The sequence below is a fragment of the Streptomyces pactum genome, assembly GCF_016031615.1.
GTDB classification, from domain to species: Bacteria; Actinomycetota; Actinomycetes; order Streptomycetales; family Streptomycetaceae; genus Streptomyces; species Streptomyces pactus.
This window is the reverse complement of record NZ_JACYXC010000001.1, coordinates 5,887,236-5,905,849: the sequence shown is the minus strand read 5'-3', so window position 1 is coordinate 5,905,849 and position 18,614 is coordinate 5,887,236. Positions and strand designations below refer to the sequence as shown.

Annotated in this window: 12 protein-coding genes; 7 read left to right on the top strand and 5 right to left on the bottom strand. The window is 76.1% G+C overall.

What is annotated here, in order from left to right; translation table 11 throughout:
* Nucleotides 1-185 precede the first annotated feature (185 nt).
* Entirely contained in the window at nt 186-1,310 is a 1,125-nt protein-coding gene (locus tag IHE55_RS23190; RefSeq protein ID WP_197992186.1) for a baeRF3 domain-containing protein, read from the bottom strand.
* Between the two features lie 277 nt (nt 1,311-1,587).
* Between IHE55_RS23190 and IHE55_RS23185 the strand changes: the two genes are divergently transcribed.
* The gene (locus IHE55_RS23185) at nt 1,588-2,892 is read left to right on the top strand and encodes a polysaccharide deacetylase family protein (RefSeq protein WP_232265668.1); all 1,305 of its coding nucleotides are present in this window, start codon (nt 1,588-1,590) and stop codon (nt 2,890-2,892) included.
* Nucleotides 2,893-3,458: 566 nt separating this feature from the next.
* Here IHE55_RS23185 and IHE55_RS23180 read toward each other — a convergent pair.
* Complete coding sequence (locus tag IHE55_RS23180) at nt 3,459-5,282, bottom strand: transglycosylase domain-containing protein (protein WP_232266731.1); 1,824 nt, start codon at nt 5,280-5,282, stop codon at nt 3,459-3,461.
* Nucleotides 5,283-6,024: 742 nt separating this feature from the next.
* Between IHE55_RS23180 and IHE55_RS23175 the strand changes: the two genes are divergently transcribed.
* The 4 genes from IHE55_RS23175 to IHE55_RS23160 all read left to right on the top strand — a co-directional run bounded on the left by IHE55_RS23175 (nt 6,025) and on the right by IHE55_RS23160 (nt 11,967).
* The gene (locus tag IHE55_RS23175; protein ID WP_197990790.1) at nt 6,025-7,509 is read left to right on the top strand and encodes an MbnB/TglH/ChrH family RiPP precursor modification enzyme; all 1,485 of its coding nucleotides are present in this window, start codon (nt 6,025-6,027) and stop codon (nt 7,507-7,509) included.
* On the top strand, nt 7,506-8,591 hold the full coding sequence (locus IHE55_RS23170) for a TIGR04222 domain-containing membrane protein (RefSeq protein WP_197990789.1): 1,086 nt from the start codon (nt 7,506-7,508) through the stop codon (nt 8,589-8,591). Before IHE55_RS23175 ends, IHE55_RS23170 begins: the two co-directional genes overlap by 4 nt.
* A 788-nt stretch (nt 8,592-9,379) precedes the next feature.
* Nucleotides 9,380-10,207, top strand: coding sequence for a TIGR04222 domain-containing membrane protein (locus tag IHE55_RS23165; RefSeq protein WP_197990788.1), 828 nt, complete (start codon nt 9,380-9,382; stop codon nt 10,205-10,207).
* Nucleotides 10,208-10,332: 125 nt separating this feature from the next.
* A complete protein-coding gene (locus tag IHE55_RS23160) occupies nt 10,333-11,967 on the top strand; it encodes an alpha/beta hydrolase (protein ID WP_197990787.1) in 1,635 nt (544 codons plus the stop codon).
* A gap of 263 nt (nt 11,968-12,230) precedes the next feature.
* Here IHE55_RS23160 and hemQ read toward each other — a convergent pair whose 3' ends face one another.
* A complete protein-coding gene (gene hemQ, locus IHE55_RS23155; RefSeq protein ID WP_197990786.1) occupies nt 12,231-12,962 on the bottom strand; it encodes a hydrogen peroxide-dependent heme synthase in 732 nt (243 codons plus the stop codon).
* 4 nt (nt 12,963-12,966) lie between these two features.
* Complete coding sequence (gene hemG, locus IHE55_RS23150) at nt 12,967-14,430, bottom strand: protoporphyrinogen oxidase (protein ID WP_197990785.1); 1,464 nt, start codon at nt 14,428-14,430, stop codon at nt 12,967-12,969.
* 258 nt (nt 14,431-14,688) lie between these two features.
* On the opposite strand from hemG, the gene IHE55_RS23145 reads away from it, so the two are divergent.
* Together IHE55_RS23145 and IHE55_RS23140 are read left to right on the top strand one after the other, a co-directional pair.
* A complete protein-coding gene (locus tag IHE55_RS23145) occupies nt 14,689-15,879 on the top strand; it encodes a thiolase family protein (RefSeq protein ID WP_197990784.1) in 1,191 nt (396 codons plus the stop codon).
* A 116-nt stretch (nt 15,880-15,995) separates the two neighbouring features.
* On the top strand, nt 15,996-17,381 hold the full coding sequence (locus tag IHE55_RS23140) for an FAD-dependent oxidoreductase (RefSeq protein WP_197992184.1): 1,386 nt from the start codon (nt 15,996-15,998) through the stop codon (nt 17,379-17,381).
* Nucleotides 17,382-17,526: 145 nt separating this feature from the next.
* On the opposite strand, the gene hemE is transcribed toward IHE55_RS23140, so the two are convergent.
* Nucleotides 17,527-18,612, bottom strand: coding sequence for a uroporphyrinogen decarboxylase (gene hemE / locus IHE55_RS23135; RefSeq protein WP_197990783.1), 1,086 nt, complete (start codon nt 18,610-18,612; stop codon nt 17,527-17,529).
* Nucleotides 18,613-18,614: the final 2 nt, after the last annotated feature.

Genomic DNA, 18,614 nt, shown 5'->3' with positions numbered 1-18,614 from the left:
GGTGGCCCGACGCCGGACGCGTGAACCGGGGCGGACGCCAGCGCGCGGACCGGCCCCGAGGCCGGACGCGCCGGCCCCCGGCCCGGACGCCGCGCCGCCGAAGGCGGGGGTGCGCCCGGGCCGGGGGGCCGGGAGGGGCGGGACGGCGGCGGGGCCGCCGCCGGGCGGCGCGGGAGCCGGCCGGTTCAGAAGCGCAGCGCGGCGACGATGTGGTCGTGGTCGGCGAGCGCGCCGTCCGGGAGGAAGACGACCTCGCTCCCGGTGTCCAGCGCGGTCTCGATGATCTCGTCGACGATGTCCTCCTGGACCTGGGTGCCCAGCTCCGCCAGGGAGGTCTCGGCCGGGTCCACCGGTACCAGGTGCTCCTCGGTCACCCGGACCGTGCGCTGGTACCCCTCCTCGACCACGAGCATGTCGATCCGGCCCTCCTTCGCCACCTGCCACACCTCTTCCAGGCCCGCGGCGCACGCCTTCCGTCCGCGCGCCTGGTCCAGGCGGGCCAGGACACGGGCGGTGTCCTTCTCCGCCTGCTCCGCGCGGGCCTGTGCGACGGCCTCGGTGAGGGCCGAGGCCGGGCCGTTGGCCAGCCCGCCCTTGACGACCTTGGCCACCGCGGCCTTCGCGGCGTTGCCGACGTCGTCGAGGAGGGCGAGCGCCTGGGTGGCGCCGATCAGGTAGAGCGGGCGCGGCTCCGCGCCGAGCAGCTTCTCGATGGAGGCGTCCACCTGCCGCAGGTACATCCGGGCGTTCTCGCCGCCGAACGGGCCCGGGACGTCACCGGTGCGCTCCTCGCGCTCCACGTCGGGGGTCATCGACGGGGGTGTCGCCGGGAACCCGTGGTGCTGCTCCTCCTGGAGGTTGCCGTTGCTGCCGCCCCACAGCGTCGTCCGGTCGGCGGCGACCGTGAGCACCCAGTACGGGCGGGTCCGCTCGCGCGCGGCCACCAGGTTGCGGGTGAGGAAGGTGTCGCTGAAGACGACGCGTTCGGGCGCGGGGCGCGGCAGGTACCACACCTGGTGCTCACCCTGGGCGGCGAAGATCGCCAGTGAGTCGCCGAAGAAGCGGGACTCGACCTCCGCGGCGGCCTTCTCCAGTTGCTCCCCGATGTCGTAGCGGGCCTCCCGCGAGACGTCGGGGTCCGCCTCCAGCCGGCGCCGGGCCTCGGCGACCATGTTGCGCAGCCGGACCGCGTTCTGCGCGGTGGCCGGCGTCGCGCGCCGGTCGGTGGGGAAGGTCACGGTGACCGCCGGATAGGGGCGCCGCCTGCGCAGCGCGGCCAGCGTGCTCGATGTCAGATCGGTGGTGCGCATCATTGCCTCTCGACGATGGCCTCCTGACAGCAGGATCACCCAGTACCGGCGCCGCCGCATCACGGGCGGCCGAGCCCGGGCCCGGGGTCCGCCGCGTCCGCCGGAAGGGGTGCCCGGCGGGGCGCGGCGGACCCCGGAACTCCCGCCGTTCCCGCGCCCCTGCCCCGCCTGTCCAGCCCCTCACCGGGACCCGTGTGAAGGGACCGTGATACTTCTGTGATACTGGGCGGCGTATTTTCGTACCGGGCGCGTGTGGGGGCGGACACCTTTGAAAGCGTTGCAGGCAAAGCGCGCGTACGGCATAGCCGCGCTGATCGCCGTGGCAGTCGTCGTGGCACTGATCGTCTCCTTGACGGGCGGGGGTTCCGACCCGTCGCCCGAGGAGCCGGATCCGACGCTGGCGGGTGATCCGGTCCGCACGACCGGCCCCGGCCGGGGCGGGAAGAACGCGGGCGCCCCGGAGCCGCCGGACGAGCTCCAGCAGAAGCGCAAGGAGAAGTACGCCGACTGGGACGGCAAGGTCAAGGTGCTGGGGGACGGGTCCACGTCCTACACCGGGCCGCAGCCGAAGCAGCCCAAGCCGCGGAAGCTGAAGCCGGGTGAGAAGCCCCCGCAGTTCGTGGTCTTCTCCTGGGACGGCGCGCTCCAGGGCGACGACCGCCTCTTCTCGCATTTCCGCGAGGTCGCGGAGGAGAGCAACGCGGACATGACGTTCTTCCTCAGCGGCATGTATCTGGTCCCCAAGTACAAGAGCAGCATCTACCGGCCGCCGCAGCACAAGCGCGGTTCCGCGGCGATCTCCTTCCCCACCGACGGGCACATCCGGGACACCCTGGAACAGGTCCGCGGCGCGTGGCTGGAGGGCAATGAGATCGGCTCCCACTTCAACGGTCATTTCTGCGGCCCGAAGGGCGGCGGGGACTGGAGCGTGGAGGAGTGGCGGAGCGAGATCGACCAGTCCTACGCGTTCGTCAAGAACTGGAAGACCAACACCGGGTTCACCGATATCGATCCGCTGCCGTTCGACTACGACGTGGAACTCGTGGGTGGCCGCGCCCCGTGCCTGGAAGGCCAGAAGAACCTCATCAGCGCCATCAAGTCCTACGGCTGGCGCTATGATGCCAGTTCGCCCGGTGACTTCCAGATCTGGCCCTCGAAGATCAAGGGCATCTGGAACTTCCCGCTGCAGCTGGTGCCGTATCCGGAGAGCGAGAAGCAGGTGCTCTCCATGGACTTCAACTTCCTCTACAACCAGTCCGGGGACACCACCGAGGGCGACCCCGCGAAGTACCCGGAATGGGAGCGGCTGACCCGCCAGGGTTACCTCAACGGATTCGAGCGCGTCTACAACGGCAGCCGGGCGCCGCTTTTCATCGGCAACCACTTCGAGACGTGGAACGGTGGCATCTACATGAAGGCCATCGAGGACGTCATGCGGGACGTGTGCCGGCGGGAGGGCGTGCGGTGCGTGTCGTTCAAGCAGCTCGCCGACTGGCTGGACGTCCAGGACCCGGAGGTGCTGGCGAAGCTGCGCATGCTGGACCCGGCGGAGGCGCCGGACTGGGCCACCTACCTCAAGTAGCCCGCCCGGGCCGCCACCGCCCCGCCGCCCCGGCTCCGCCGGCCCCTCACCGGGGCACGGAAGGAGCCGGGGCGCGGCGCTGTCCGGGCCCGGGTACGGCGCGAGGGCCCGCCGGCGTACGCCCGGGCCTCCCCGGGGACGGCCGGCGCGGCCCGCGGCGCGGGACGGCTCCCGCGCCGAGCGGGGAGGTGCGGGGCCGGCCCGGCACGGCCGCGCGTCCGCGTGCGGCGGAGCCCCGCGCCGCCGGGCACACGGCCGTATGGCGGGCAACCCGGCCGCGGGGCGTACGGCGGGCCCCGGAGGCCCCCGGTGCCCACCGGCCGCCCGGCGCCCGGCGCACCGCGTCGCACGGGCCCGCACGCGGCCCTCACCCGGCGCCGGACGGAACGGGCCCGTACGCCCCGCACGGACCCGCACGCGGCCCGGCCATCCGGCGGCCCGGGAGGGAACGGGCCCGCCTGCCTCGCAGCCCCGCACCCGGCACGCACGCGGCCCCGGACGGAACGGGCGCGGGGCCCGTCGCCGTCCGGGGCCGCCCGTCGTCCGGGGCCGCCGGTGCCCGGTGGTTACCCGGTCCGGCCGGCCGAGGTCATGTACTTCGTCCAGATCCCCATCGGCAGTTCGCTGCCGGCCCCCGTCCCCTCGGCGCCGCCCAGACCGGTCAGCGGCAGCAGTTCCTGCGTCTTGGGGTCGAGCCGGGACAGCGAGACCGCGGTGGCCACCTCGTCGGTGTACCCCACGAACCACGCCGAGGTGTGGTCCTGGGCGGTGCCGCCCTTGCCCGCCGCGCCGGGGCCGGCGGCCGCGGCCTCCTTCGCGGCACCGTCGCGCACCGAACCCTCCAGCGCCTCGTCGACCTCCCGGGCGACCTCGGCGCGGAAGGCCCGGGCGCCGGGCGTGCGCTCCAGCGGCACCGCGTCCCCGTTGCGGGAGAGCCGGACCACCGAGTACGGCGGGGTGTGCACGCCGTCGGCGGCGAACGTCCCGTAGGCGCTGGCCATCCGGATGGCGCTGGGCTTGGCGGTGCCCAGTGAGAGCGCCGGGGTGCGGGTGGCGCCGAAGCTGCTGGGCAGCAGCCCGGCGTCGATCGACGCCTTGCGCACCCGCTCCAGCCCGACGTCCATGCCCAGCTGGAGCATCGGGGTGTTCACCGACTCCTCGACCGCCTCGCGCAGGGTGATGTCGCCGTAGGAGCGGTCACCGTCGTTGGAGCCGCGCAGGATCTTGCCGCTGCGGTCCCAGTACGGGCCCTCCGGGGTGCGCAGGGCGACGTCGTCGTCCCCGTCGTAGACGGTCTGCGGGGTGACCGGGGTGCGCGGGCCGTTCCGCCGGCGCTGGACGCCGTCCTGGAGGGCGGCGGCGTAGACGAACGGGGTGAAGGAGGTCCCGGCGGGCACGTTGGAGGCGTTGGCGTCGTTGAAGCCCTGCTCCAGGTAGCCGGGGCCGCCGTAGAGGGCGACGATCCTGCCGTCGGGCGCGACCGAGGCGGCACCGATGCGCACATGGCGGTCGGCCTCGCGCCCGTCGGGATCGAGCCGGCCGCGCGCCTCGTCCACCGCCGCGGTCAGCGCCTCCATCCTCGGCTTCTCGAAGGTGGTGTGGATCTGGTAGCCGCCCAGGTCGAACTCGGCGTCGGTGATGTCGGTGTGGGCCGCCACATAGGACCGGGCCAGGTCCACCAGGTAGCCGTTCTGGCCGGTCAGGCCCTTCTGCGGGGGCGGCGCGATGGGCTCGGGGAAGGTGGTGTACCGGGCCCGCTCCTCCTTCGACAGCCTGCCGATCTCCACCATCCGGTCCAGCACCCATTCCCAGCGGTCCACGGCCCGCTTCCGGTTCTTCTCGCTGATCGCCGGGTCGAAGGAGCCGGCGCCCTTCAGCAGCGAGGCGAGGAAGGCGCCCTCGCTGACGTTCAGCTCCGAGACGTTCTTGCCGTAGTACGCGTTCGCCGCCCGCGCGATGCCGTAGGTGCCGCGGCCGAACCAGCTGGTGTTGAGATAGCCCTCAAGGATTTCCTCCTTGCTCATCTTGTCGTCCAGCTTGATGGCGATGAACATTTCGGTGAGCTTGCGGGAGAACGTCTGGCGCTGGTTGAGGTAGGCGTTCTTGACGTACTGCTGGGTGATGGTGGAACCACCCTGGGTGTCGCCCCCGGTCAGCATGCGGGTGAAGGCGCGGGTCAGTCCGCTGGGCGAGATGCCGCTGTCCGAGTAGAAGCTGGCGTTCTCGGCGGCGAGCACCGCCCACTGCACGTCCTCGGGAACCTTCGACAGGGCGATGTCCTGGCGGTTCACCGGGCCGGTGCGCGCCATCTCGGTGCCGTCCGCCCAATAAAAGACATTGTCCTGCTGGGTGGCGAACTCGTTGAGGTCCTCGGGTATTTCGGTCTGCATGTACAGATAGCTCAGACCACTGGTGAGACCGCCGAGGAGGAAGAGGAACACCAGGGCCACCTGGCGCCACGAGGGAAGCCAGCGCAGCACCCCGCGCTTCCGCGACCGTGGATAGTCCAGCCGCAGCCGCCGGAAGGCCCATCGGCGGACGGCCCACAGACGGGTCGCGCGCGACGGCTTCCGGCGATGCCTATTCGGCCGCTGGTGGCGGCCCGAGTGTTTGTTGCTGCCCTGCACGTATCCCCCACGCTCCGGTTGCCGCGCGGCACAAAGTCTGCTCGTCCGTCACCCTCGGACGAGCAGACTCTATGCCCACTGCGGGATCGGTGTCGCCGTGGGTGGCGGCGGGAGCGGGCCCCGCCGGGGCCGGCCGGTGAACTCCTTCCGGCTTTCCGAAGTTTTCCCGCCGGATCGGGAACCCGGACCCCGAGTTCTCCGTTCTTGAAAGTGAGGCCCCGCGAGTTCCCCCGATCGCGGGGCCTCGCCACGCGGATGCCGCGGCCCGCGATCCGGGCCCGTGCGGACACCGCCGCGACCACCCCGCGGACGCCGCGGCCGGGCCGGCGCGCGCCCCGCGGTCCGGGCGGACCCGGAAGTGGCCGCAGTCGTGGCGGGGGAGGCTCCCGGGGCCCCGGAGCCGTCCGGGGGCGGGCCCAGCTCAAATATTGCTCTGAACCGAGCGGCGCCGGGATTCGTCGTGTGTTGCGGGGGTCATGACTCCCGCACGACGAGAGGGGGAATCATGGTGCGGCTGGGAACGGGTATCGGCTGGCGGCCGGAGATCGCCGGCGACATCGCGCGGTTGCCGGGGATCGACTGGGTCGAGGTCGTCGCGGAGAACATCTGCCCCACCCATGTCCCGGATGCCCTGCGGGCGCTCCGGGAGCGGGGGACGACGGTCGTTCCGCACGGGGTGTCGCTGGGCCTGGGGGGCGCGGAGCGGCCGGACGAGCACCGGCTGGCGGCGCTGGCCGAGCGGGCCGAGGCGCTCGGCGCCCCGCTGGTGACCGAGCACATCGCCTTCGTGCGCGCCGGGGGGAAGCTGACCGCGTCGCCGGGGATCGAGGCCGGGCACCTGATGCCGGTGCCGCGCACCCGGGAGGCGCTGGACGTGCTGTGCGCCAACGTACGGATCGCGCAGGCGGCGCTGCCGGTGCCGCTCGCCCTGGAGAACATCGCGGCGCTGATCTCCTGGCCCGGTGAGGAGCTGACCGAGGGCCAGTTCCTCACCGAGCTGGTGGAGCGCACCGGCGTCGGCCTGCTGATCGACGTCGCCAACCTGCACACCAACCACGTCAACCGCGGCGAGGACCCGACCGTCGCCCTGGACACCCTGCCCACCTCGGCGATCGCCTACGTGCACGTGGCGGGCGGCGTGGAACGGGACGGCGTGTGGCACGACAGCCACGCCCACCCGGTGACCGCGCCGGTGCTGGAGGTGCTGGCCGAGCTGTGCGCGCGGACCACGCCGCCCGGCGTCCTGCTGGAGCGGGACGACAACTTCCCGCCGTACCAGGAGCTGGCCGCCGAGCTGGAGGCGATCCGTACGGTGACCGAGCGGGCCGCGCTGCGGGAGGCGGTGGCCGTGGCGGGCCGGGCGCACACCGCGTCCCCGGCCGGCCGGGTGCCGGCGCTCGCGGGGGCGGCGGCGCCGGCCCCCGCCGGCCCCCGGGACCCCGGTGGGCCCGGCGCCGGTGACGGCCCGGTGGAGGTCCCCGGCGCCGGGTACGGCCGCGTGAAGGTCCCCCGCCCCCGCGTCGAGCGGGCGGCGGACCCGGCCGGGGAGCCCGGTGACGCGGTGCGGTCCCGGCTGGCGCTCGACCAGACCGCCCTGCTCTCCGCCCTGGTGGCGGGCACCCCCGCCCCCGAGGGCTTCGACCGGGCCCGGCTGAAGGTGCAGAACCGGGCGCTGATCGTGAAGCGGGCCGGGGTGGTGGCCAGGATCGCGCCGGAGCTGCCGCGCGCCCTGGGCGCCGACTTCCGGCCCCTGTACTTCCGGTACGCCCGGTCCCGGCCGATGACCGGCGGCTACCGCCGGGACGCGCTCGCCTTCGCCGAACACCTGCTGGCGGCGGAGGACCTGTCCGACCCCCAGGTGCGGCAGCGGCTGCGCGCCTGGTGGCTGGAGCAGTCGGCGGCGGAGCGCCCGCACGCCCACCGGCCGGGACGGCTGCACCGGCTGGCCCGCACCGCCCGCCACCTGCTGCGGCGGAGGCGAGCGGCATGACGGGGGCGATCATCTGGTACGCGCTGCTCGGGCCCGCCACCCTGGCGGTCGCGCTGGGCACCGCCCTGTCCCGGTCCCGCTCCGGGGCCGCCGGCGGACGGGTGCACGGTGTGCTGGAGGCCGCGTTCCTGGCCGGGGGCCCCGGCCGGGTCGCGGACACCGTGATCTGCCGGATGCACGCCGACGGGCGGGTGGCGGTCGGCGAGCCGGGGGTGCTGGCGGTGCTGCGGCCGGTCGCCGGGGAACCGGCCGAACAGGCCCTGCTCGACCTCCACGCCCGCTTCCCCACCGGGGCGCTGGCACCGCTGCGGGCGGCGCTGATGCGCAGCGCGGCGGTGCAGCAGATCGGGGACCGGCTGGCGGCGCGCGGGATGCTGGTGCCGCCCGCCGTGGGCCGGCGCTGGAACCGGGCGGCGAAGGGCCTGCTCGGGCTGGCCGGGCTCTGCGCCGCGGCGACGCTCCTGGACGGCCGGCTGCCGGGGGACGTCTGGCCGGGCGACTCCGGGCTCCCGGCGTTCCTCGCCGTGCTGCCCGGTCTGGTGGTCGCCACCGTGGTGGCCGCGCAGTGTGCCCGGGTCTCCCGGCGCCGGATCACCCGGGCCGGGCGGCTGGCGCTGGCCGCGTACACCCGGACCACGTCGTTCGCCACCCCGGGCCCGGACGAGCCGCCGTGGCGGCACCGGCCGGACCCGGTGGCCGGGCCGGTCGCGACCGGGGCCGGGGTGGTCGTCGCCCTGGGCGGCGTGACGGCGCTGGACGACCCGGTGCTGCGGGACCAGCTGCTGGGGGTCCACCTGCCGCGGGCCGGCCGGGAGCTGCCCGGCACCTCACCGCTCACCGATCCCGGTCTGCTCTCCGTGGAGGACGGCGACGGCTCCGGTGGCGACGACCTTCCGGAACCCTCCTGGTGCGGCTCCCCCGAGACCGGCACGTACGACGACTCCGGGGGCGCCTCGGGGCCGGCGGAGTCCGGCGGTTCCTGCGGGGCGGCCTCGTCCTGCGGCGGCGACTCCGGCGGCTCCGGCGGCGGCTCCTCCTGCGGGTCGAGCTGCGGGGGCGGCTGCGGCGGGGGCGGCGACTGACCGGGCCACCGGACGGACCGCCCGCAGGACCCCGGACCGGCCGCACGGAACCGTCCCCCGGCGCGGACGGGCCGCCGGCCGGGACCGGGCGGCCCCCGCACTCCGGGCCACACCGGCCGGGGCGGCCCTCCGGACGACCGGGGCAGGCCACCCCGGACAAGCCGGACCGGCACCGCCGCCGGCCCCAAGGTGCCACCACGATCCGGCCCCGCCACGGACCCCGGGCCGCCACCACCGACCCGGCGCCGCCACGGACCCCGGGCCGCCACCACCGACCCGGCGCCGCCACGGACCCCGGCCCGCCGCCACGGACCGGCCGCCATAACCGGCCCCGGCCCGCCGCACCGGGCCCCGGCGCGCCACCACGGGCCTGGGCTCGGGCACCACGGGTCCGGGCGCGGCCACCCACGGGCCCAGGAACTTCCGTCACGCCACCCGCGGGTCGGACCGACACCCCGCGGGACCGGCCGGCCGCCGTCACACCGCGCGTCTTCCAGGGGCCGGGCACGCCTCCCGGGGATCCCGCGGGCAGCCGGTCGGGCCCACCGGGCCGGGCGCGCCCCGGCGGACCGCGCCCCACCGGCGCCGGTCACCCACGCCCGCGACCGTCGTCGCGTCCCCCTGCCCCCCGTGCCCACACGCGCACCCGGACACCGCACCCGCTCGCCACCCACCCGCGTCCGCACCCGGACCCCCCGCCCGCACCCATGCCCGCATCCCGCGGGCAACGTCATCCGGATCGTGAACAAACCATGGCGGAGACGGGCGCGGTCCAGTAGAACTCGGCCATGTTCTGGGTGCTCTTCCTCATCGTCGCCTGGGGCGCGGCGGGGCTCAGCTGCGCCCGGCTGTGCACGGCGGCGCTCGCCGCCGCCGAGGACGGGCCCGCCCCGGCCGCGGCCCGCGGTGGCCTGACCCTGTACGAGGCGGCCTTCCTGTCCGGAGGGCCGGGCCGGGTCACCGACCTGACCCTGGTCTCGATGTACCGGCAGCGCCGGATACTGCTCGCCCACACCGGCTGGGTGACGGTGGTGGACCCCGAGGGCCGGGACGACCTGGAACGGTCGGTGATCACCGCGATCGGTCCCGGCGGCCAGGCCCCGGTGCCGCCGGTCCAGGACGCCGTCGCCGGCGCCCAGGCGGTGGTCTCGCTGGCCGACCGGCTGGTGGCCACCGGGCTGGCGGTGCCGCCGGCCGCCCGCGACTCGGTGGCCTCGGCGGTCCGTCAGGTGCGCGCGGCCGCCGCGCTGGTGGTGCTGACCGCGGTGGTGACGGCGCTGATGGTGCCGCCGGCCTCCGGGGCGGGAACGGCACTGGCCTGGTACGCGCCGCCGCTGCTGCTGACCGGCGGGGCGCTGGCCGTCGCCCGCGCCGAGGCGCACCCCTACACCCGCTGGGCCTCCCCGGCCGGGCAGCGGCTGCTCGGCGGGATCACGGTGCCCGGGCGCCGGCCGCGCTCCGACGACGGCACCGTCCCCCGTGGTCCGTCGGGCTTGTCGGGCCCGTCCGGCACACCGGCCGCGGACCCCGACCTCGCCGCGCTCGCGGTGCACGGCACCGGCGCGCTCACCGACCCGGCGCTCCGCGCGGCACTGCGCACCGGCCGCCGCCGCTGAGCCCGGGCGCCGCCGGGCCGGGGCGCATCGGGGGCATTGGGCCCGACACCTCCCGACGGTGCTTTACTTCACCAACCACCGGGCGAAATATCCCTTTTGCCGTGAACAACATGGAGGGATGTCCTGTGAGAGCAGCAGCGCTGTACGGGGTCCTCGGGGCGCTGGCCGTGACCGCGACGCTCACCGTCGCCCCGGCCACCGGGACCGCCGGCGGGACCGCCACCGGCACGCCCGGCGGTGACGCCGAGGCGCGCGGGGTGGCGCTGGCGGCCCGGCGCGCCGCCGCCCGGGGCATCACCTTCGGCGCCTGCCCCGAGGCGGAGCGGCTCCCGGCGCCCGTGCGGTGCGGGACCGTCCTGGTGCCGCTGGACTACGCCCGCCCGGACGGCAGGCGGATCCCGCTGACCGTCAGCCGCGCCCCGGCCACCGGTCCGCGCGCCCGGCACCAGGGCGCGCTGGTGTACAACCCGGGCGGGCCGGGCGGCTCCGGGATGCGGTTCCCGGCTCGCGCGGGCGAGCCGGAGTACCACCGGCTGGCCGCCGCGTACGACTTCGTGGGGTACGCCCCGCGCGGGGTGGGCCGCTCCGGGGCGCTGTCCTGCCAGGACCCCGCCGAGGCCGTACGGGCGCCCACCGTCTCCCCCGCCCGGCCGTCCGCGGAGTACAAGCGCGACCGCATCCGGCACGCCCGCCGCTACGCCGCCGGCTGTGCCCGGTCCGCCGGCCGGGACCTGGCGCACTTCCACACCCTCAACAACGCCCGTGACCTGGAGGTGCTGCGCGCCGCGCTGGGCGAGCGGCGGCTCACCTTCCTGGGCGCCTCCTACGGAACCTACTTCGGGGCGGTGTACGCCACGTACTTCCCCGGGCGGGTGCGCCGCATGGTGCTGGACAGCGTGGTCAACCCCGAGCCGGACCGGATCTGGTACCGCGGCAACCTCGACCAGTCGCTCGCCTTCGAGTCCCGGTGGGCCGACTGGCGCGCCTGGGTGGCCGAACACCACGACGTCTACCGCCTGGGCCGGACCCCGGCGCGGGTGCTCGCCTCCTACCAGGAGGCCCGGCAGCGGCTGGACCGGGCGCCGGCCGGCCGCACGGTGGGCAGCGGCGAACTGCACGCCGCGTTCCTGCGGGTCGCCTACCACGACGCGCACTGGGCCCCCGGCGCCCGCGCGCTGGCGGCGTACCTGCGCGGCGACGCCCGGCCGCTGATCGCGCTGGCCGCGCCCGACCGGCGGCGGGCCGCGGAGGAGGAGAACGGCACCGCCGTCTACACCGCCGTGGAGTGCAACGACGCCCCGTGGCCGACGGACTGGTCCACCTGGGACCGGGACCACACCGAACTGGCCCGCCGCGCCCCGTTCGAGACCTGGGAGAACGCCTGGCTGAACCTTCCGTGCGCCTACTGGCCGGTGACGCGGCGGCAGCGGCCGGCCGACGTCCGCACCGCGCCCGGCGCACTGCCGCCGGTACTGCTGGTCGCCGCCGAGCGGGACGCGGCCACGCCGTACGCCGGGGCGCTGCGGATGCGCGACCGGCTGGCCGGCTCCCGGCTGGTCACCGAGCGGGGCGCGGGCAGCCACGGGGTCTTCGGCGGCGGCAACGCCTGCGTGGACCGCCGGGTGGAGACCTATCTGCTCACCGGCCGGGCCCCGGCCCGCGACGTCTCCTGCGCGGGCCGGCCGGCGCCGGTGCCGACCGGGGCGGCCACCCGGGAGATCCGGCGGCTGCCGGACCCGTTGCTCACCCGGATGCCCTGACCGCCACCGCACCGCGCACGGCCGGTCCGGGACGGCCGGCGGACCGGTGCGAACGGCCCGCGGTGCGAACGGCCGGCGGACCGGTACGAAGGTCACCGGCGCCGGTGCGAAGGTCGCCTGGGGCCGGACCGCGACGACACGGACGCCCGGGTCCGGGACGACCGGACGCCCGGGGCGCGCGGCGGCCGGGCCGGCGCGCACCCCGGGCGTCCGTGTACGCACACCGAGCCGCCCGGCACTCCCGCGCCGGCGGCCCGCGGCGGTCAGGCCAGGGCGTCGATCAGCTCGGCCACCGACCGGCGGCGGCCGGTGAAGAACGGCACCTCCTCGCGCACGTGGCGGCGCGCCTCGGAACCCCGCAGGTGGCGCATCAGGTCCACGATGCGGTGCAGCTCGTCGGCCTCGAAGGCGAGGATCCACTCGTAGTCGCCGAGCGAGAAGGAGGCGACCGTGTTGGCCCGGACGTCCGGGTAGCCGCGGGCCATCTTGCCGTGGTCGGCGAGCATCCGGCGGCGGTCCTCGTCCGGCAGCAGGTACCAGTCGTAGGAGCGGACGAACGGATAGACGCTCACGTAGTCGCGGGCCACCTCGTCGGCGAGGAACGCCGGGATGTGCGCCTTGTTGAACTCCGCCGGACGGTGCAGCGCCATGTTCGACCACACCGGCTCCAGCGCGCGGCCCAGGCGGGTGCGGCGGAACCGGTTGTAGGCGCTCTGCAGCGCGTCCGAGGTCTCCGAGTGCCACCAGATCATGACGTCCGCGTCGGCCCGCATGCCGGACACGTCGTAGGTGCCGCGCACCGTGACGTCCTCGTCGGCGAGCTGCTTGAACAGCTCCTCCACCTCGCCGGCCCAGCCGGTCCGGTCCTCCGGCAGCACGTCGCGGAGCTTGAACACCGACCACAGCGTGTAGCGGATGACCTCGTTGAGGTCCTTGGCCCTCTTCCCGGCGTTCGGGGCCTTGCCGGTCGTCGTCTCGGTCTGGGGTGCAGTCATGGTCCTATTCTCTCCCCCCGGCCGCGCCGCCCGGCGGCAGGGTCGCCAGCAGCTCCTCGGCGGCCGCGCGGCCGCTGCCGATGCACGCCGGGATGCCCACCCCGTCGTACACCGCGCCGCACACCGCGAGCCCCGGCAGCTTCGCCACCTGCTCGCGGACGCGGGCGACCCGGTCCAGGTGGCCGACCGGGTACTGCGGCAGCCCGGCGTCCCAGCGGGTCACCCGGGCGGCCACCGGCCGCGCGGCCAGGCCCACCGTTTCGGCCAGGTCGGTCCGGGAGAGCGCGACCAGGTCCTCGTCGTCGAGCGCCAGGTCCGACTCCTCCCCGTACCGGCCGACCGAGGTGCGCAGCACGAACAGGTCCGGGTCGCCCTCGCCGACCCAGCCCCACTTGTGGCCGGAGAAGGTCACCGCCTTGATCCGGCGGCCCTCCACCGGCGGCAGCAGGAAGCCGGTGCCGACCGGCAGCCCGGCCGCGTCGGAGCGCCGGAAGGCCATGGTGACCAGGGCCATGGAGGCGTACTCGACGCCCGTCAGCTCGCCGGAGGCACCCGGCGCCTCCGCGGCGAGCAGCCGGGCGGCGGCCGGGGCCGGCACCGCGAGCACCACCGCGTCCACGGTCAGCGTCCCGCCGCCGGTGACGACCCGCCAGCCGCCCCCGGACCCGTCGGGCGCCGCGGGCGTCCGGCGCAGCTCGCGCACCGGGACACCGGTGCGGATCTCGCCGCCGGCGGCGCGTACCGCCCCGGCCACGGCGTCCGGCAGCAGTCCGACGCCGCCGTCGATGCCCACGAAGACCGGGCCGTCCTGGGCACGGCAGGCGATCTCCCGCCGCACCGCCCGCACCGCCTCGGTCAGCGAGGCGTGGGCGCGCACCGCGGCGAACAGCTGGGGCACCGCGGCCCGCATCGAGATCCGGTAGGCGTCGCCCGCGTACACCCCGCCCAGCAGCGGTTCGACCAGCCGGTCCACGACCTCCCGGCCGAACCGCCGGGCCACGAACTCGCCGATCGCCACGTCGTCGCCGACCTCGGTGGCGGGCAGCTCCTCCTCGGCGGCGATCCGGGCCAGGCCGTCGGCGGAGAGCACCCCGGAGGCGGCCAGTGCCGCCGGGCCGTCCGGCACACCCATGACATGTCCGGCGGGCATCGGCCGCAGCCCGCCCCGCGACCACACGCCGGCGCCGGTGACCGCCGGGGGCCGGAGGCGGTCGGCCAGTCCCACGGCGCGGGCGAGGTCGGTCGCCTCCGGCCGCCGCGCGAGCATCGACTCCGCGCCCAGGTCCACCGGGGCCCCGGCGATCTCGCCCGCCATGAGTTTGCCGCCGAGCCGGTCCGACGCCTCCAGCACCGTGACCCGCGCGCCGCCGGCCAGCAGCCGGTGGGCGGCCGCCAGTCCGGAGATCCCGCCGCCGATCACGGCCACGTGTCCGGCCCCGCCGGCCGGGGAGGTCCGCTGTAGATCCATGCCTCCACTCTCTCAGAACGGGCGGCCCGGCCCCGCCCCGGCTCCCGTACCGCGGTCCCGCGCGCCGCCCCGGGGGAGCGCGTCGTCCGGCGCCCGGACCCGCGGACGGGCGGGGCACGCGGTCCGCGCGGTGCCGCCGCGCCCCGACCGGCGGGCCCATTGACAGCGGCGGACGGCCGGTCGAGACTCGGCAGCGGCCGAACAACCGAACGGTCGGTGGGGCGCCCGCCCCGGCCGCCGGACGCTGGAGAGGATCCGATGAACGACCGCATCCGGGATGTGTACATCGTCGATGCCGTCCGTACCCCGGTCGGCAAGTACGGCGGCGGGCTGTCCCGGGTGCGCCCCGACGACCTGGCCGCGCACGTGGTCCGGTCGCTGGTGGAGCGCACCCCGGCGCTGGACCCGGCGCGGATCGACGACGTGGTCTTCGGCAACGCCAACGGCGCGGGCGAGGAGAACCGCGACGTGGCGCGGATGGCGGTGCTGCTGGCCGGGCTGCCGGTGACGGTGCCGGGCACCACCGTCAACCGGCTGTGCGCCTCCGGGCTGGAGGCCGTGGTGCAGGCCGCCCGGGCGATCGCGGTGGGGGACGCGAGCGTGGTGCTGGCCGGCGGGGTGGAGTCGATGTCCCGCGCGCCGTGGGTGCTGCCCAAGCCGGAGCGCGCGTTCCCGGCCGGCCACCAGCAGATGTACTCCACCACCCTGGGCTGGCGGATGACCAACCCGCGGCTGCCCGCCGAGTGGACCGTGGCGCTGGGTGAGGGCGCCGAGCTGATCGCCGAGAAGTACGGCATCGACCGGACCGCCCAGGACGCGTTCGCGCTGGAGAGCCACCGCAAGGCGGCCCGCGCCTGGCGGGAGGGCCGGTACGCCGCGGAGGTGGTGGAGGTCCCCGGCAGCGACCTCACCCGCGACGAGACGATCCGGGACACCACCTCGGCGGGGGCGCTGGCCGCCCTCGCCCCGGCCTTCCGGGCCGGCGGCAGCGTCACCGCCGGGAACTCCTCGCCGCTCAACGACGGCGCCGCGGCGCTGCTGCTCTGCGACGAGGAGGGGCTGCGGGCCACCGGCCGGGAGCCGCTGGCCCGGGTGGGCGCGGGGGCGGTCACCGGGATCGAGCCGCAGCTGTTCGGGCTGGGGCCGGTGGAGGCGGTGCGCCGGGCGCTGGCGCGCTCCGGGCGGACGCTGGCGGACCTGGCCACGGTGGAGCTGAACGAGGCGTTCGCCGCCCAGGCGCTGGGCTGCCTCGCCGCCTGGCCGGAGCTGGACCCGGCCAAGGTCAACCCGCGCGGCGGCGCGATCGCGATCGGCCACCCGCTCGGGGCCTCCGGCGCCCGGCTCGCCGGGGCGGTCGCCCACCAGCTCGCCGCCCGCGGCTCGGGCACCGGGCTGGCCGCCCTGTGTATCGGCGTCGGTCAGGGGCAGGCGCTGGTCCTGGAGCGCTGACCGGCCGCCCGGCCGCCGCCCGTGGACCGCCGGGTCCGTACCGTGGTGCCGGACCGGCGCCGGAACCGGTGGCGGCGGGACGGAACGGAAAGGGGCGGTACGTGGCGGCGCAGCGCATGGTGGTCGTCGGGGGTGACGCGGCGGGGATGTCGGCGGCGTCCCAGGCCCGGCGGCTGAAGGGCGAGGACGAGCTGGAGATCGTCGCCTTCGAACGGGGCGGTTTCAGCTCGTACTCCGCGTGCGGCATCCCGTACTGGGTGGGCGGCCAGGTGGACGGCGCCGACCAGCTGATCGCGCGCAGCCCCGGGGAGCACCGGGAGCGCGGCATCGACCTGCGGATGCGCACCGAGGTGACCGAGCTGGACCTGCCCGGGCAGCGGGTGCGCGCCCGGGACCTGGAGTCCGGCGACGAGCGGTGGTGGGGCTTCGACCGGCTGGTGCTGGCCACCGGCGCCACCCCGGTGCGCCCGGACCTGCCGGGCATCGGCGCGCCCGGGGTGCACGGGGTGCAGTCGCTGGACGACGGCCGGGCGCTGCTGGACACCCTGGAGGAGGTCGCCCGGCGCGGCGGCGCACCGGACGGCGGGCCGCGGGCCGTGGTGGTCGGCGCCGGGTACATCGGCGTGGAGATGGCGGAGGCGCTGATCCGCCGCGGGTTCCGGGTGACGGTGCTCAACCGCGCCCCGCAGCCGATGACCACCCTCGACCCGGACATGGGCGAGCTGGTCCACGAGGCGATGTGCGGGATGGGGATCGAGACGGTCAACGGCGCGGAGGTCACCGCGATCCGCACCGGCGCCGACGGGTCGGTGCGGGCGGTGGCCACCGAGGACGCCGAGTACCCGGCGGAGGTGGTGGTGCTGGGCCTGGGCGTGCGGCCGGCCACCGGCCTGGCGCGGGACGCCGGGCTGCCGCTGGGCGAGTACGGCGGGCTGCTCACCGATCTGTCGATGCGGGTGCGCGGTACGGAGAACGTCTGGGCGGGCGGCGACTGCGTGGAGGTGCTGGACCTGGTCTCCGGCCGGACCCGGCACATCCCGCTGGGCACGCACGCCAACAAGCACGGCCAGGTCATCGGCTCCAACGCGGCGGGCGGCTACGCCACCTTCCCCGGGGTGGTGGGCACCGCGGTGAGCAAGGTCTGCGACCTGGAGATCGCCCGCACCGGGCTGCTGGAGCGTCAGGCGGCCGAGGAGGGCCTGCGGTTCGTGTCGGTGACCATCGAATCCACCAGCCGCGCCGGCTACTACCCCGACGCCCGGCCGATGCGGGTGAAGATGCTCGCCGAGCGCCGTACCGGACGGCTGCTGGGGACGCAGATCGTGGGCCGGGAGGGCGCCGGGAAGCGGGTGGACATCGCGGCGGTGGCGCTCACCGCGCGGATGACGGTGGAGGAGATGACCGCGCTCGACCTGGGGTACGCGCCGCCGTTCTCCCCGGTGTGGGACCCGGTGCTGGTCGCGGCGCGCAAGGCGGTGGCGGCGGTCCGCAAGGCGGGCTGACGCCTTCGGGCCGCGCCCGGCGGCCGCCGGACGCGGTGCCCGGGCGGACCGGTGGGCGGGGCGGAAGGCCGCCGGTACGCGACGGGACGGGGCGCCGGCACGGGAGTGCCGGCGCCCCGTCCCGGGGTCCGCGGAACCGCGCCGGTCAGCGGGCGGTGCGGGTGTGCACGTACTCCACCAGCCGGGTCAGGGCGTCCGGGTCGGTGTCCGGCAGCACCCCGTGACCGAGGTTGAACACGTGCCCGGGCAGGTCGCGGGCGGCTTCCAGCACCTCGTCGGCCTTGCTCTCCACCGCCTCGCGCGGCGCGAAGAGCACCGCCGGGTCGAGGTTGCCCTGGAGCGCCTTGCCGGGCCCGACGCGGCGGGCGGCCTCGTCCAGCGGCACCCGCCAGTCCACGCCCACCACGTCCGCGCCGGCCTCGCCGAGCGGGCCGAGCAGCTCCCCGGTGCCCACGCCGAAGTGGATGCGCGGCACCCCGTAGGGGGCCACGGCGTCGAAGACCTTGGCGGAGGCCGGCAGCACCCTGCGCCGGTAGTCGGCCGGGGCCAGCGCGCCGACCCAGGAGTCGAAGAGCTGGACGGCGGAGGCGCCCGCCTCGATCTGCACCTTGAGGAAGGCGGCGGTGATGTCCGCGAGCCGGTCCAGCAGGTCGGCCCAGAGCTGCGGGTCCCCGTACATGAGCGCCTTGGTGTGCTCGTGGTTGCGGGACGGCCCGCCCTCCACGAGGTAGCTGGCGAGCGTGAAGGGGGCGCCGGCGAAACCGATCAGCGGGGTGGCGCCCAGCTCACCGGTGAGCATCCCGATCGCCTCGGTGACGTAGGCCACGTCGTCCGGCTCCAGCGGGCGCAGCCGCTCCAGGTCGGCCCGGGTGCGCACCGGCTCGGCGACGACCGGGCCGACGCCGGGCTTGATGTCCAGGTCCACGCCGATGGCCTTGAGCGGGACGACGATGTCGCTGAAGTAGATCGCGGCGTCCACGCCGTGCCGGCGGACCGGCTGCAGGGTGATCTCGGTGACCAGGTCCGGCCGCATGCAGGACTCCAGCATGGCGGTGCCCTCGCGGACCTTGCGGTACTCGGGGAGCGAGCGTCCGGCCTGGCGCATGAACCACACCGGCGTGTGCGGTACGGGCTCCCGGCGGCACGCCCGGAGGAACGCTGAATCCTGGACCGCCGACACCGCGGTGGGGCCGGTCTGCTGCGGGCCTGTCGGCCGGTCGGAGACGCTCATGT